Here is a 14425-nt window from a genome sequence, read left to right on the forward strand (position 1 = left end):
AACTTACTGGTGAGCAGATGTAATTATGGTGATTGAGCCTGCTCACGAGCCAAAATAACATCTAGACGCTTTAACTCATTGCTGTCGAACAAGTTATGTTTGAGAGTCGTTATTTTTTCATTGTGCTGTTCAAGTGGGGCTTGCGCCACAATCGCTTGGCGAGCTTGCTTGTAGTGTTGAATTCTTTGCTGCCACAGTTGTTGCTTAGATTGTAATGCAACAAGTCGCTGGGCCGCCTCATCACCAAAGTTTGCACTAAGTTGGTTATAGTCCATAGAATGCCAGTTGTTTTTTAGTGTTAAAAAGCGCTGCGATGATTCAATTACCTGTCGCTGCGCGTCTGGCAGTTGAGAGATATGTGCATCGAGTAGTGATTTGCGCATGTCTTCACTGAGAGTTTTGTCAGAGAGAATGTGCCAACGTGTCAAGGTGTGCGTGTGCCAGCTGTTTTCATCTTCAAACCATGCATCGATAACCTGCTGGGAAAAGTATTGTCGTTGCAAGGCCGTTAAAGCTTCAAAGCGTTCATGTATGTTTAAAAAAGGGTCCACTTTAGTGAGTGCCATTTTATAACACATGTAATCATGGGCGAGTGACTGTAAGCAAACTGGCAGCTGATGAATAAACTGAGGCCAGCTTTCAACTTGCTGTTTATGCTGCAAGGTGATTAACCAATCGTCTATGTATGTTTTGTGTAACTTTTTCACTGAACTGCATATTGGCATGGGGTTTGAGCTAACAGAAATCTCGGTTTCTGCATGTGTTTTAAGTTTTTGAACAGTAGGTTTTTGAAAAGTAGGGTAGTGCAGTGCGATTTGTTCAGCGCTTTGCGTGTTTGTATTAATTTTCCACAAAACCAAGGCGCATAGCGCCCCAACAATCGTCACCGTTAACAGATGTTTTCCTTTCACAGGTTTAGCCCTTTTAAGCGAATAATATGTTGTCTGTACAAAGTTAACGGATCAGTTTCAAATAGATGGTGGATCCCTATGGTCTGATTGACTTGATCTAAATGGTTCATTTTAAAATCATTGCCTATGACTTGTCCTAAATTGCTAGAGCAGGTTGACACCAGTCCATCATTGGCTTCGTCAAAAACCTGTGAAATAAAAGCCAGAGGTGTATCGGCTGGGTCAAACACATTGGTCCATGCTTTAGCACCACTCCAAGAAAAATAATAAACACCATTGTGCTCAAGCATGTTGCCTTGACCACAATATTGGTTTGGCACACCTTCTGGATATTTTTGATTAAATGCAAGGGTACCTTCGGTGGTTAATGCTTCAAGCGCTTGTAAAGCATCTTTGGGTGCAGTGGCTTTTCCTGAAAGTAAATCAATTAAGCCAGCCAATGCATTGGCGAGCGATGCCAAAAACTGCTCAGAAAAAGAGCCTCGGTCAACACCGCCTCTAACGACATCGGCAAATCGACTCCCCCAGTTTACACCGCCAATACTGGTTATCGATGCAACCCATTGTGGTTTTACTGATGCCACATAACGGATCGTTTGTGCACCTTGGCTGTGACCAATTAAATTTACCTTGTCCTTACCCGTTAGTGCTCTGATCAAAGCGACTTGTTCAAGCAGTTGCTCACCTCTTAATTCTGAATTATGCGCAGAGGAGACTTCTGCCACGAATACGTTGCCACCCTCTTGTTGAATGATTGAAGGGACTCGATAAAAGTAATCAACCCCGAGCAAGTTATCGAATCCAAATAAGCCATGTACCAGCACGACAGGATACTCTAGTGTGTCTTGGCTGTGGACTAAGTGTGGAAAGCAGGAAGTAAAACCTAAAATGAGAGTCAAAATAAACCTTTTCATGTATATGCTCCAATTGTTACAAGTTAGTAACATTAAAACTAGAGCAAGTACTTCAGAGATCAAGCCAAAAGATTAAAAAATAGACAGAATGTTGATTTTAATGAGTGTTTTTATAAACGTAACTTTCTTTAGATGATTGATATAAATAATAATTATAAAATTTGATTTCCATTGCATGCAATTATAATCATAAAAAGTGATGAGCTTTGAGCTGGAGCAAATTGTTTTGAGAATATTTTATCTGTCTGAATGATTAAGCATGTGTATTGATACCATTCTGGTGGTGTTCAATTTTCTTAAGCAATGTTTCATGATTGTTTACCACATCAGACTTTGCTAGGTGCTTTAATTTTACATAAGTGAGGTCCTCTCGCATTTGCTCTATCACGTTAAATGGTTTGGTGTTGGCGTCATTTAACGTGGTACCACCCAGTTGACCATCATGTTTAATAAGGCCATATCGACCAGTTAAAAGTGCCATTTCACCCATGGTCAAATAATCTGATTGATAAAGTGTCATTGCTGCCTCATTTTGCTCTTTTAAGGTCATATAGGTGAAATCAAATACGCGTTCAGAGCTGTGTATGTGCTGATTGTGCTACTTGGTTGTTATTTTGTGCTGGCGTTGTTAACGCACTTTGTTGTGTTGACGCATATGTGTGCGCTGTATTTTGAATTTGCTTTAAATTTTAGGCAATCCGCACTCCAACAATATACAGTGAATAAAAAAGAGCCATTCGGCTCTTTTTAAAAGGTTATAGTGCTTGGTGAGGGCCAAACACCTCGTAAAGAATACGACTGTCGTCAACACCCAAATCAATTAATTGGGTTTTTATAAACGCCATGAATGCGCTTGGTCCACAAAGGTAAAATTCACCGGTTTCTAATGGTAATTCAGAAGATATTTCAGCTAGGTACATTCTCCCCTCGCGGTGTCCGTTGGCATTATTCTCTATCCAATAATGGCTTTGTAGAGAGGATAGCTGTGGTTTGAAAGCCTCTACGTGGTCATAAAATGCGTGCTCAGCATGCGTACGTGCCGCATGCAAGAACCAGCAAGGTGTATTTGATGCGTTTGATTTGATTGTTTGCAACATCGCCATCATTGGTGTGATCCCGACACCTGCACTGATAAATACCTTAGGAGCATCTGACGCTAACAAAATAAAGTCACCAGCAGGAGGGTATGCATCTATTTCATCGCCTTGCTCAAGTGTGTGTAAGTAGCTTGAAACCAATCCCTCTTTTTTGACTGAAATACGATAATGATCGCTTTGACTTGATTGTGACAATGAGTACTGTCTGATCTGGCGATTTTCAGACCCTTGAATTTCACAATCAACGGCCAGGTATTGCCCCGCTTGATAGCTAGCCACAGGTCGTTTATCCAACGGCGTTAAATAAAAGCTCTTGATGACCTCTGATTCTTCTACAATCTTGGTAATTTCAAAGCGACGACGACCGCGCCAGCCTCCAGATTTATGTTCATTATTTTGATAGATTGCTTCTTCTTGGGTAATGAATAAGTCAGCTAAAGCGCCATAGGCTTGAGCCCAAGCATCAATGATCTCCGGTGTACATTCATTGGGAAACATTTCCTGTAATGTGGCCAATAGATGGGTACCTACAATGGGATAATGCTCAGGCAAAATGTTTAAACTGGCATGTTTATGATTGATGCGTTCAATAGCCTGCGACAATACTGCCGGGTTATCTATGTGCGTTGCATAAGCCGCCAGCGCGTTAAATAACGCAAATTGTTGCTTGCCGGTTTTTTGGTTACTGATATTAAAGACATCTAATAACTCAGGGTTATGACTAAACATACGTTTGTAAAAGTGATCAGTGACCGCAGGTCCTGCATTAGCGAGTAGAGGAATGGTGTCCTTAACCAGTTTAATTGTTTGAGTTGATAACATAGGTATTCTCCAATTAACCACGACGCCCGTCGAGGCGAGATTTCATTAAAATAGGGGTGTAAATCGCAACGAAAATGGTAAATGCACCAGACCATAAAATAGCGCTGGCAAGCCATGCATCGTGCGGATTGATAAATAAAGGAAATAGACTTCTGATCAGGGCTGATAGAAAACACAGTGCAAATGCCACACTCAGAAGCGGGTGTGCCTTGAGTGGTCTTGCGGTATGTCCCAGTGACACTCTCGACATAATTGATAAAATCATCAGACCCATTGCACCTATGGTAATTAAGTGCAAAGCGTCTTTGGCTTGCCACACAAAGTTCAAATAGGCACCGCCAAATCCGATCAAGCCCATGCCCATCAAGCAATATGCGATATAGAGCGACCAAAGTAAGGGGACTTGCCAGATTGCAAATTTGAACCAATAAATGCTTCGAACAATATGCAACAGGCCTGTTAAAATGAGTAGGTAGCCTGGGTTTATAGGGCTATTAAATACATGGTGAGCGAAGAAGCCGATAAGCCCTAATAAAGCACTCCAAAACAATGCGAGATTGAGCAGAGGGGTCGTCGTTTGTGATTGCAGATTAAGGCCTCTTGCAATAAAAAACGGTAATACGCGCCCAGCAATGATGCTGATTAAAAACGTAAAGCCAAGTATACCAATATGTGACAAAGCAAGTGCAAACAGGTAGTTATGTGTTGCAATCAACCATATGAAGGTCAAATTGACACTCGCCATGAGCGACAAAATAACGATAAATTGATAGTTATTTTTGCTCTTAGCTTGCAATAAGGTATTGGCCAGATGTGTAATACTCAGTAACCAAAATAAGCCTTGGCAAATAGCGAGCCAAATGTAAGGGGTATCGGGCAATACAAAAATCAACCTCGCTGCTACCCATAAGCTGCACAGCAATAGCAACTGAACGCCATTTATCGTTGGGATCCCGGTCCAGTTTTTAGATGCTGTGAGCAAAAAGCCGATAGCGACGGCACTGGCAAACCCAAATAACATTTCATGGGCATGCCAAAGTGTTGCAGGAACTTGGCTTTGCCAGTGTAAAATGCCGGATAAAACACCTGCCCAAATTAACATGCCAACGACCGCCCAAATTGCTGATAGCCAAAATAAGGGTCTAAATCCCAACATCAAAAATGGCCAAGTCGATGGCTTTAAAAGAATGGGTTTTGATAGAGGTTCTTCAATGGGTAACATTGTCACTAGCGTACCTCCAAACCTAAGCTGTACTGGCACAAGCACCTTACTACATAGCTAATCTTTAATAGGGTAGCGAACAGTAAACTACCAATATGCGCGCTGATCTGTATGGGTATAGAGAGCAGGTGAGAAAGTGGGTAACTGGCGATGATAGCGACGCTAAAGCCGACTATACTGGTGACAAGTAGCCAATTCGAAGCGCAAAGTAAACGAGTAAAAACGCCCGTAAAGTTCTCTTGTTGCATTTGCATATGTATACCCACTTAGTTTGTATTCCTGTCACACATATCGCACAAGATGTGCCAACTTTTTAATTCAATTAAAACATATGGTTATGATTCTAAGGGTTTACTTTAGAGTCTATTTGACATATTTTTAATGGAGTCTTTTTATAATAAGTGAGTCAATATGACATGGAAAAAAGAGAGTTATCCCAATTAATTACTTTTAATCAATCACTTGCTGAGGCGTTACCAAAAGATAACGAGGTTGATTTAGTGTCATATTGTGGTGCGGTGATGCATGCGCTTAAAGCCTTCATTAGTGCAGATGCGATAGCGGTGCTAGGTCACGAGCAAGGAGCCTTGGTTCCGCTGGCTGCAACAGGGCTGGCGCCAGAAGTCATGGGAAGACGATTTCAATTATCAGAGCACCCAAGGCTCAAAGACATAGCGCAAAGCGTAACGGCACCGGTGATTTTTCCTGCTGATTGTCCACTGAGCGACCCCTATGATGGTATGTTGATTGCGGAGACGGGTGATTTACCAGTGCATGCCTGCATGGGCTTTGCAATGTACGAGCAAGATAAGCTGTTGGGTGTGATCACATTTGATAGTTTAAGCCCGTATGCTTTTGACGGTTATGGCGCTTCATTACTTGCTATGGTGCAAGCATCGGTGTCCAGCCACTTTAGTGCAGTAGACAATATGCATAGATTGTCTAAGCGCGCCAAGTCCGGAATTGCGATGTTAAATGAGTTGAGCCATCAGCAATACACCATGGTTGGTGAGTCTGTGCCAATGCAAAAGCTTAAATCAGATATTAGCCTAGTTGCAAATTCAGATCTTAGCGTGCTTATTCAGGGAGAAACTGGCACAGGTAAAGAGTTGGTAGCGCGGCAATTACATGCGCAATCTAATCGCAGTACTGGACCATTTGTACAAGTAAACTGTGCGTCTTTGCCTGACAATCTAGCAGAAAGTGAGTTTTTTGGTCATCGAAAAGGGGCGTTCACAGGTGCAGATAAACACCGAGAAGGCAAGTTCATGGTAGCCGATCAGGGCACGTTGTTTTTAGATGAAATTGGTGAATTACCGCTGCATATTCAAAGCAAATTATTGCGGGCCTTGCAAAGCGGGGAGATCCAGCCCGTAGGCAGCGATAAGCCGCATTTTGTGAATGTTCGGATTGTGGCTGCTACCAATAGGGACTTACAAAAAGAGGTGGATGAAGGTCGGTTTCGCTCAGATCTGTATCATCGCTTAAGAGTTTTTCCGCTTCAGGTTCCAGCCCTTAAACACCGCAGCACAGATATCGTCCCACTTGCAGGTTATTTTGTAGAGCAGCTTCGCAAAAAGTTAGGCGTGTCTCAACTTTTATTAGATGATGACTTGCTCCTATACTTAAAAGCCCATGATTGGCCGGGTAACGTTCGAGAGTTGGAACATGTCTTGAGTCGCGCGGCGCTTAAAGCTAAGCATTCAAACTGGCAAAAAGACATTATAAAAATTATGCCTAGCCACTGTGAGCTCAGTTTTGAATCTCCAAAAGGGGAGCTGGAAAGCTATGCGCGTTTTGAACAGGGTAGTGTGTTGCAGCCAATAAAAGAGGCCACGGAAGATTTTCAACGCAGCCTTATTTTAAAAGCGCTTAACACCCATCAGCTCAATTGGGCAGCGGCAGCCAGAGCACTTAATATCGACCGAGCAAATTTAGTTAGGCTCGCTAAGCGCTTAGGCGTCGAAACTGTGAAGAAAGTTAAGTAGCCAAGTTAGGTAATCACAACGGCGTGTTTAAAGTGTTAATCGAGACCTAAATTCAATTGTTATTGGCAATGAAAATTGTTCTTAATTCTTTTATAAGTTATTTATTTTAAAAGGATATTAAAACTTTTTTGTTATTTTCATTTAGTCTTGCCAAGTACGAATATTGGACTAGTGTTAAATAGCGTCTAACTGATTTGCCACTAGGGGGCCCTATGAAGGGTAGTAAGCAAGTAATTGTCACTTTGAATAAAATTTTGACACTCGAACTCACGTCCATTAACCAATATTTTTTACACGCTCGGATGTACAAAAACTGGGGACTTGAAGAGCTAAACGAAAAAGCCTATAAAAAATCAATCAAGGATATGAAGCAAGCAGATGATTTGATTGAGCGCATTTTATTTTTAGAGGGCTTACCGAATTTACAACATCTTGAAAAGTTACGCATTGGCGAGCATACCGAAGAAATGCTTAGTTGCGACCTTGCTTTTGAGCACGAGCAGTTACCTGCATTGCGCGAAGCTATTGACTTATGCGAGAAAGAGCAAGATTACGTTAGTAGAGAGTTACTCGAAGACATCTTAGAGTATGAAGAAGAGTATGTGGACTGGCTCGAGACTCAAGATTTCTTAATTAAGAATACGGGTATTGAAAACTATCTTCAATCACAGATAGAGGATTAAATTATGCAAGGTTCCAACAAAGTTATCGACTTGCTAAATAAGCAACTCACCCTTGAACTCAGTTCTATGGACCAATATTTAGCACACTCCAAAATGTATGAAGATTGGGGAATGGCGCGTTTGCATGACAAATTATCTCATGAATATGAAGAAGAGTTGGATCATGCTAAGCGCATTACTGAGCGGATTTTATTTTTAGAGGGAACACCTGACACAGCGTCACGTGCGCCTATCAATGTCGGCAGTAATGTGAAAGAGATGCTCGAAAATGATTTAGCTGCCGAAGTGGTGGTGAAAGATCATCTTAAAAAGGTCATCGCGGTGTGTGAAGAAGAGCAAGATTACGTAACAAGAGAAACCTTAGAAGCCTTGCTTGATGATACAGAAATGGATCACATCTATTGGCTTGAGCAACATCTCGGCCTGATAGATTTGATTGGTATTCAAAACTACATCCAAAGTCAAATGAGTGGGGATGCAGGATCTGGCAGCTAACGTGGGTTAGCATGTTAAGCAAAGTAAAAGAGCGCGTTATGCGCTCTTTTTTTATGCCGTTAATTTTCTGTTTTTTAAGTGGTTTTAGAATAGTCTCTCTAAGCTGAAAAAAGACTACATTAAATAAACCTTGATCTCTTTAGTGTATCTATTAATATAAAACGAACGTTCGTTCTTTTTTAGAGTGTTATGGGTAAAGGTAAACAAACTAAACAGCAAATTTTAGCCAAAGGCTTGGCATTGGCCTCTGAAACAGGCCTTAATGATTTGACGATTGGCATGTTGGCGACTGCATCAGGCATGTCTAAATCTGGGCTGTTTGGACATTTTAATTCTAAAGAAACCATGCAGTTAAATGTGCTTGAATATGCATCTGACTTGTTTAAAGAGCACGTTATTTTAGCGTGTGATAAAGATACGAGGGGCTTGGCAAAGTTAAACCAGCTTTGTCAAAATTGGCTTAATTGGTATAAGCCAGACGCGGCAACGTGTATTTTTATCAATGCAGCAGCTGAGTTTGATGATCAACCAGGCGCGCTTAGGGAGCATATTCAAGCCACTTTAAAAAATTGGTTGAGTTATTTACAGCATATCGTTTCACAAGCTATTCAAGATGGAGACTTTGCAGCAGACACTTGTCCAAAGCAATTTGTGTTTGAACTGTATTCTTTATATCTCGGAAGTCAAAATCTGCGCTGGTTATCACTTGAAGATGATGAGCGTAGTCGCTTTCAAACAGGGTTTAATGCATTGTTAGACAAATATGGAGCCAAATCGAATGAGCAGTAAAATATATTTTTCAGACAAGAATAAGAAATCTATGAGCTTCCATATCACCCGAGGTGTATCGAGTCTCATGGCCAAAGTTGCTCCTAAGATGAGTTTAAATGCGACTCGAAAACTACTGTTAACACCTGCATCTGGGCGCAAAGAAATCGCACTACCACAGCAAATGAGTCGCCGTAAACTTGAAACACCCTATGGTGCCCTAAACTTGGTAGAAGGTGGAGAAGGTCCAAAGTTTGTATTCACCCATGGTTGGTCTGGCGGCGTGAGTCAATTTTATCCATTGATGCAAAAAGTCATTGATGAAGGGTTTTCTGTGGTGGGCTTTGATCATTATGGGCATGGTAAAAGTGCGGGTAAGTTTGCAAATTTACCTTTGTTTATAAGAGGGTTACAACACGTTTTAGTAGAGTTTGATAGTAATGAAATCAAAGGGGTAGTGAGTCATTCAATGGGCACAATCAGCGCTGTGAATGCAACGAATAATACAAAACATGTCATGATTGCTCCCACGTTTGACTTTTATAATTCATTTCAGGAGCGTATTTATTCTACAGGGATAACGGATAAACTGGTTGAGCGACTACTTAATGAAGTAGAGACAGAGCATGATATGGTATTTAAGTCCCTGCAAGCAGAAAATCACTTGGCTAAGCAATCTCAGCTTTTTATGGTTCATGACAAAGAGGACAAATACGCGCCATACCAGCATACTTTGACACAGGTAGAGAAACACAGTCATGCCAGTTTACATAGCACGCAAGGTCAAGGCCACGGTAGGGTTATAAATAGTCCACAGACTTGGCAAGCGATTAGACAATTAATTGATATTTAATACTTTGATGGAATTGTAATTCATAGGCAAGATAGACTAACTTTATAGTAGCTAAAAATAATTGATTCGTGCTTATGTTCAAATACTGTTGCGCCGTGCTCTGTGTTGCTTTGTCGACTGGTTTATTTGCAAAAGATAAAAGCTTACCTGAGTTACATGTTTATCATGATTCAGACTATAGTACCCATAGACAATCTGCTGTCGCGATAAAAATGGGTTTTCTAAGTGCTTTAGAAGAGGTAGATAGTCAAGCCCAAGGCTTTAAAATTAAGCTTTTGTCTCGTGATCATCGTGGTAATAGCAATCGCAGCTTTCTGAACTTTAAGCGCTTTTTGAAAGATCCATCAGGGCTGTTTGTGCTGGGTGGGTTACATTCTTCACCTTACATAAAATACCGTGAGTTTATTAATACAAATCAAATTCCTTTATTGGTGCCTTGGGCGGCAGGTGGCCCCATTACACGTTATGATGAGGGCGAAAATTGGGTATTTCGTCTGTCTGTGGATGACACCAAAGCGGGTATCAAGCTTGTGGAGTTTGCTAATCAACGCGCGTGCAAAAACCCTCACCTTTTCTTAGAAAGAACGCCTTGGGGCAAATCAAACTACAAATCAATTGGTAAAGCTTTGGGTAACCCAGAGGCCACGGTGACTTGGTTTGATTGGGGCATGAAGGAAAGCAGCGCAAAAATTCATATCAGAGAAATGCTCGCAAAAGACAGTGATTGTATTTTGTTTGTTGGTAATGCCATTGAAGGCAAGCAGCTGGTCTCAGCGATGGCTGACTATCCAAAGGAGCAACGAATTCCAATTATTAGCCATTGGGGCATTACTGGCGGAGACTTTTTTCAGCAGGCAAAAGTAGAGCTGGCATCCGGTATCGATTTGCACTTTATTCAAAGTTGTTTTTCATTTCAACAGCGACCATTGTCTGAACAAGCAGGCAAAGTATGGAATAATGCTAAACGCATGTTTGCCGATGAATTTGCAGAGCGTGACTTCCTATTTGCCCCCACAGGCTTTATTCATGGCTATGACATTGCAAAAGTTGCTTTGGCAGCAATAGATAAAATTGAACTTACTGGTGATATGTCTAAAGACAGAGTGGCATTTAGAAATGCGCTTGAGCAAATCGATCAACCAGTAAAAGGGCTTATCAAAACTTATCAGAATCCATACTCAAGGTGGAGTACTCAAAATCCAGATGCGCATGAAGCATTAGGCATTGATGACTTGTGTATGGCGTATTTTCAGTCTAATGGCAGCACTAAAGTGCTGGTGGATAATTCATGATTCGTTGGCTAAACAAAGTTTTTAGCATGTCTTCTGACAGAGCATTTTATGCATTTTTATTGTGTAGCTTGGTCTTGTCAATTGTGATTAGTTTGTCGTTAGTTGGCACGAGGGCCGACAGCTCAGTAAAAGAGTTACAACTTCAGGCTAGGCAAACCGAGGCAAAGCTGGCGGTAAGTAACCTTGGTCAGTTTATATCCACGCGATTAATCTTATTAAAGGATTTGGCCAAGATCCCCATGTTGTCAAATGCAGTTATGGGCAGCGACATATCTCGTGCATCGCTCTCTGACTTTTTAAAAGACTACAAGGTGCTTGGTGCGCATGTTCCACTGCATTTGTACAACGTGTTATCAGAGCCGGTGTTCACTAATTCTCCTTTATACAGTGGTAAGTTTAGCCGCGAGCCTTGGCTTGACCAGATGTTATTGGGAGAGCTGGGTCAAGCCGTGGTGCTTAAATATGAAGAGCAAGATTTTCAGTTTGTTTTAGCCGTTCCTATAGAATATAACGGTTTTACTGAAGGAGTGCTTATCTCTGAGTTTAAAACAGACTTGGCATCCTTACTCGCGATTGATATGGGCCAAAGTGAATTGGCCGTTGAACTGCTGGGGCAATGGGTCAAGTATAGTAACGCAGAGACTGGGCTCGAGTACTTACAGTTATTTGAAAGCCAACTTCCTGATACCGATGTTGAGATAAAGTTTTTTATTGATCAACAAATCATTCAAAACAGCGTAAATACTTTCATCTTAGCCATAGCAAAAGCGGTGGTGATTAGTTTGCTGTTGTCCTTTTTATTGCTGTTTTTTTTCGGTCGTCAGCTATTGTTAAACCCTTTTAAGCAGTTGCAGCTCTCACAAAAAGAAACGCAGAAAAGCGAAGAGCGTTTTAAATTGGCAATCAAAGGAAGTAATGATGGAATATGGGATTGGGACATTGAAAAGGGGAGCATGTTCTTTTCACCGAGATTTCGAGAATTGTTGGGCTATGACGGCAATGATACTAACGGATTTCCTGATATTTTTGAAAGCCTTGAAAGGGCGGTACACCCAAAAGATAAAACCAATACATTTGGTGCATTGAATACGCATTTAGAAAGCGGTGAGGCTTTTGATATTGAGTTTAGGATGCGAAATTTTAATGGGGATTTTCGCTTTTATCGCTCAAAAGGGTTGGCGCTGCGCAATGAGCATAACAAAGCAGTAAGAATGTCGGGCTCGCTCACCGATATTACCGACCAGAAGATGTACCAAGAAGCATTGAAAAAGGCCAAAGAGCATAATGATTTGTTAGCGTATGCCATTGAGTCTTGTGATGTAGGCATTGTTATTACTGACGCTTATAAAAAAGACATGCCACTGAGTTTTATTAATTCAGCTTTTAAACGTATTACTGGGTATGATGAGTCTGTAATTGGTAAAAATTGTCGGTTTTTACAAGGCGAGCAAACATCACCAAATGCGGTTGAGGCGATCCGTGAAGCCATCAAATTACAGCAACCTCACAGAGAAAAGATACTCAATTATCGTCGAGATGGTGAGCCATTTTGGAACAATATGCACATAGGCCCAGTTTTGGATGAAAACAAAAAGTTGATTGCTTATGTGGGCATTTTACAGGATGTAACTGAGCAGATCCGCCAACAAAAAGCGTTGGCAGATGCCAAAGTACAAGCCGAGCAAGCCAGTGAAGCGAAAAGCGCTTTTTTAGCATCCATGAGTCATGAGATCCGCACGCCAATGAATGGTGTCTTGGGCATGTTAAATTTAATGATGAATAGTCCATTAGATGATGAACAAAAACATCGTGCTCGATTAGCGATGAATAGTGCAAACTCTCTGCTTAATTTAATCAATGACATATTAGACTTCTCAAAAGTCGATGCAGGAAAGCTTGAGTTGGAGCTGCTGGACTTTGATTTGAGAGAGCTATTTGGGGATTTTTCGGAATCTGCCGCCTTACAAGCTCAAAGTAAAGGTATCGAGCTGATTTTAGACATCGTCAAAGTAGACAGCTCGGTAGTAAAGGGTGATCCGAGTCGCTTGCGACAGGTGTTATCAAATCTCGTAGGTAACGCCATTAAATTTACCGATGAAGGTGAAATAATCATCCGGGCTGAGTTGTGCAAAGTGCAAGATAAATTACGTTTAGACTGCTCTATTATCGACAGTGGTATCGGGATACCGCTATCAAAACAGCACAAGTTATTTGAGACTTTTTCACAAGTTGATTCCTCAACCACGCGCAAATATGGTGGCACTGGATTGGGTTTGTCCATCGTTAAAAAGCTGTGTGAGCTGATGGGGGGCAGTATTGGGGTGAAAAGTGAAGAAGGTTGTGGGAGTGAGTTTTACTTTTCAATCATGTTAGACATCGGCGAGCAAAATAATCGGCCAATGCCTAAATTTGACATTAGTAAGCTAGAGTTACTAATAGTGGATGATAACCAGACAAATCGTACGGTTTTGCGTGAGCAATTAGAAATCTGGGGCGCTTCGGTTACAGAAGCCGCTTCGGCGATTGAGGCCTTGTCTCAATGTGAGACGAGGCTTAAAGACCCAAATAAAACACTATTCGATATCGCGCTTTTAGACATGCAAATGCCAGTGATGGACGGTGCTAAGTTGGGTGCTGAAATGCAAGCAGATCCAAGGCTTAACAGTATCAAGCTCATTATGATGACCTCGATGGGTCACCAAGGTGATGCGGCATATTTTGCAAAACGTGGATTCTCTGGATATTTTCCAAAGCCTGCAACGACAACAGATTTGCATAATGCGCTATCTGTAGTAGGAGAGGATGGCGAAGCACTTGCGAATGCGAAACCAATAGTCACGTCTCATTATTTAAAATCCTTCAAAGAGAGTGATGATCAAGAGCCTGTTGTGTGGGATCCAAAACCGAGATTATTACTCGCCGAAGATAATCATGTAAATCAAATTGTCACAACAAGTATGCTGAAAAAGTTGGGTATTGAATTTGTTGACGTGGTCACAAACGGTCAGGAAGCGATAAATACTTTGCGTCATTGTCAGCATTCAAAACCCTATGATTTGGTATTGATGGATTGTCAGATGCCAGAAATGGATGGCTATGAAGCGACTGGACATATTAGGCAAGGGCAGGCAGGGCAGAGCAATCAACACATTAAAATCATTGCTTTAACTGCGAATGCGATGAGTGGGGATGAAAAGAAATGTCGTGATGCGGGCATGGATGATTATTTGACAAAGCCAATTCAACCTGGAACTTTGTTGCAATGCCTGAAAGCGCATTTGAGTACACAAAACGCGCGCTCTGATGTGACTGAGTAAAAATTAATAGCCATATGACAGGAAATTTGGCATATTTAAGTACTGTTTAAATATACAGGCTTG

13 protein-coding genes are annotated in these 14425 nt (G+C 41.4%); 7 read left to right on the top strand and 6 right to left on the bottom strand.

Annotated features, from left to right (window positions below; genetic code table 11):
• Positions 1-23 precede the first annotated feature (23 nt).
• The 6 genes from S4054249_RS08185 to S4054249_RS25850 all read right to left on the bottom strand — a co-directional run bounded on the left by S4054249_RS08185 (position 24) and on the right by S4054249_RS25850 (position 5220).
• Positions 24-911 (bottom strand): lipase chaperone family protein, encoded by an 888-nt coding sequence (locus tag S4054249_RS08185; RefSeq protein WP_052961056.1) that lies wholly within the window; start codon positions 909-911, stop codon positions 24-26.
• Positions 908-1825, bottom strand: coding sequence for an esterase/lipase family protein (locus tag S4054249_RS08190; protein WP_046357290.1), 918 nt, complete (start codon positions 1823-1825; stop codon positions 908-910). The genes S4054249_RS08185 and S4054249_RS08190 overlap by 4 nt, the downstream gene beginning before the upstream one ends.
• A 253-nt stretch (positions 1826-2078) precedes the next feature.
• The gene (locus S4054249_RS08195; protein ID WP_145924994.1) at positions 2079-2345 is read right to left on the bottom strand and encodes a hypothetical protein; all 267 of its coding nucleotides are present in this window, start codon (positions 2343-2345) and stop codon (positions 2079-2081) included.
• A gap of 235 nt (positions 2346-2580) precedes the next feature.
• Positions 2581-3744, bottom strand: a complete 1164-nt coding sequence (gene hmpA, locus S4054249_RS08200; RefSeq protein ID WP_046357292.1) for an NO-inducible flavohemoprotein — start codon at positions 3742-3744, stop codon at positions 2581-2583.
• A 13-nt stretch (positions 3745-3757) separates the two neighbouring features.
• Complete coding sequence (locus tag S4054249_RS08205; protein WP_046357293.1) at positions 3758-4966, bottom strand: NnrS family protein; 1209 nt, start codon at positions 4964-4966, stop codon at positions 3758-3760.
• A 5-nt stretch (positions 4967-4971) separates the two neighbouring features.
• The gene (locus S4054249_RS25850; protein WP_230851817.1) at positions 4972-5220 is read right to left on the bottom strand and encodes a hypothetical protein; all 249 of its coding nucleotides are present in this window, start codon (positions 5218-5220) and stop codon (positions 4972-4974) included.
• A gap of 147 nt (positions 5221-5367) precedes the next feature.
• Here S4054249_RS25850 and norR point away from each other — a divergent pair, with 147 nt between their 5' ends.
• The 7 genes from norR to S4054249_RS08240 all read left to right on the top strand — a co-directional run bounded on the left by norR (position 5368) and on the right by S4054249_RS08240 (position 14362).
• Positions 5368-6954, top strand: coding sequence for a nitric oxide reductase transcriptional regulator NorR (norR, locus tag S4054249_RS08210; protein WP_235611268.1), 1587 nt, complete (start codon positions 5368-5370; stop codon positions 6952-6954).
• A gap of 212 nt (positions 6955-7166) precedes the next feature.
• Complete coding sequence (gene bfr, locus S4054249_RS08215; protein ID WP_039609178.1) at positions 7167-7637, top strand: bacterioferritin; 471 nt, start codon at positions 7167-7169, stop codon at positions 7635-7637.
• A gap of 3 nt (positions 7638-7640) precedes the next feature.
• The gene (bfr, locus tag S4054249_RS08220) at positions 7641-8132 is read left to right on the top strand and encodes a bacterioferritin (RefSeq protein WP_046357295.1); all 492 of its coding nucleotides are present in this window, start codon (positions 7641-7643) and stop codon (positions 8130-8132) included.
• 189 nt (positions 8133-8321) lie between these two features.
• Positions 8322-8921 (top strand): TetR/AcrR family transcriptional regulator, encoded by a 600-nt coding sequence (locus tag S4054249_RS08225; protein ID WP_046357296.1) that lies wholly within the window; start codon positions 8322-8324, stop codon positions 8919-8921.
• Positions 8911-9753 carry an alpha/beta hydrolase family protein gene (locus tag S4054249_RS08230; protein ID WP_046357297.1) on the top strand — a complete coding sequence of 281 codons (843 nt, stop codon included), beginning with the start codon at positions 8911-8913 and terminating at the stop codon, positions 9751-9753. Before S4054249_RS08225 ends, S4054249_RS08230 begins: the two co-directional genes overlap by 11 nt.
• Before the next feature lie 74 nt (positions 9754-9827).
• Positions 9828-11045, top strand: coding sequence for an ABC transporter substrate-binding protein (locus S4054249_RS08235; protein WP_230851819.1), 1218 nt, complete (start codon positions 9828-9830; stop codon positions 11043-11045).
• Positions 11042-14362 carry a response regulator gene (locus tag S4054249_RS08240; protein ID WP_046357298.1) on the top strand — a complete coding sequence of 1107 codons (3321 nt, stop codon included), beginning with the start codon at positions 11042-11044 and terminating at the stop codon, positions 14360-14362. Before S4054249_RS08235 ends, S4054249_RS08240 begins: the two co-directional genes overlap by 4 nt.
• Positions 14363-14425 lie beyond the last annotated feature (63 nt).

It is taken from the genome of Pseudoalteromonas luteoviolacea (genome assembly GCF_001750165.1).
In the GTDB taxonomy this organism is placed as follows: domain Bacteria; phylum Pseudomonadota; class Gammaproteobacteria; order Enterobacterales; family Alteromonadaceae; genus Pseudoalteromonas; species Pseudoalteromonas luteoviolacea_G.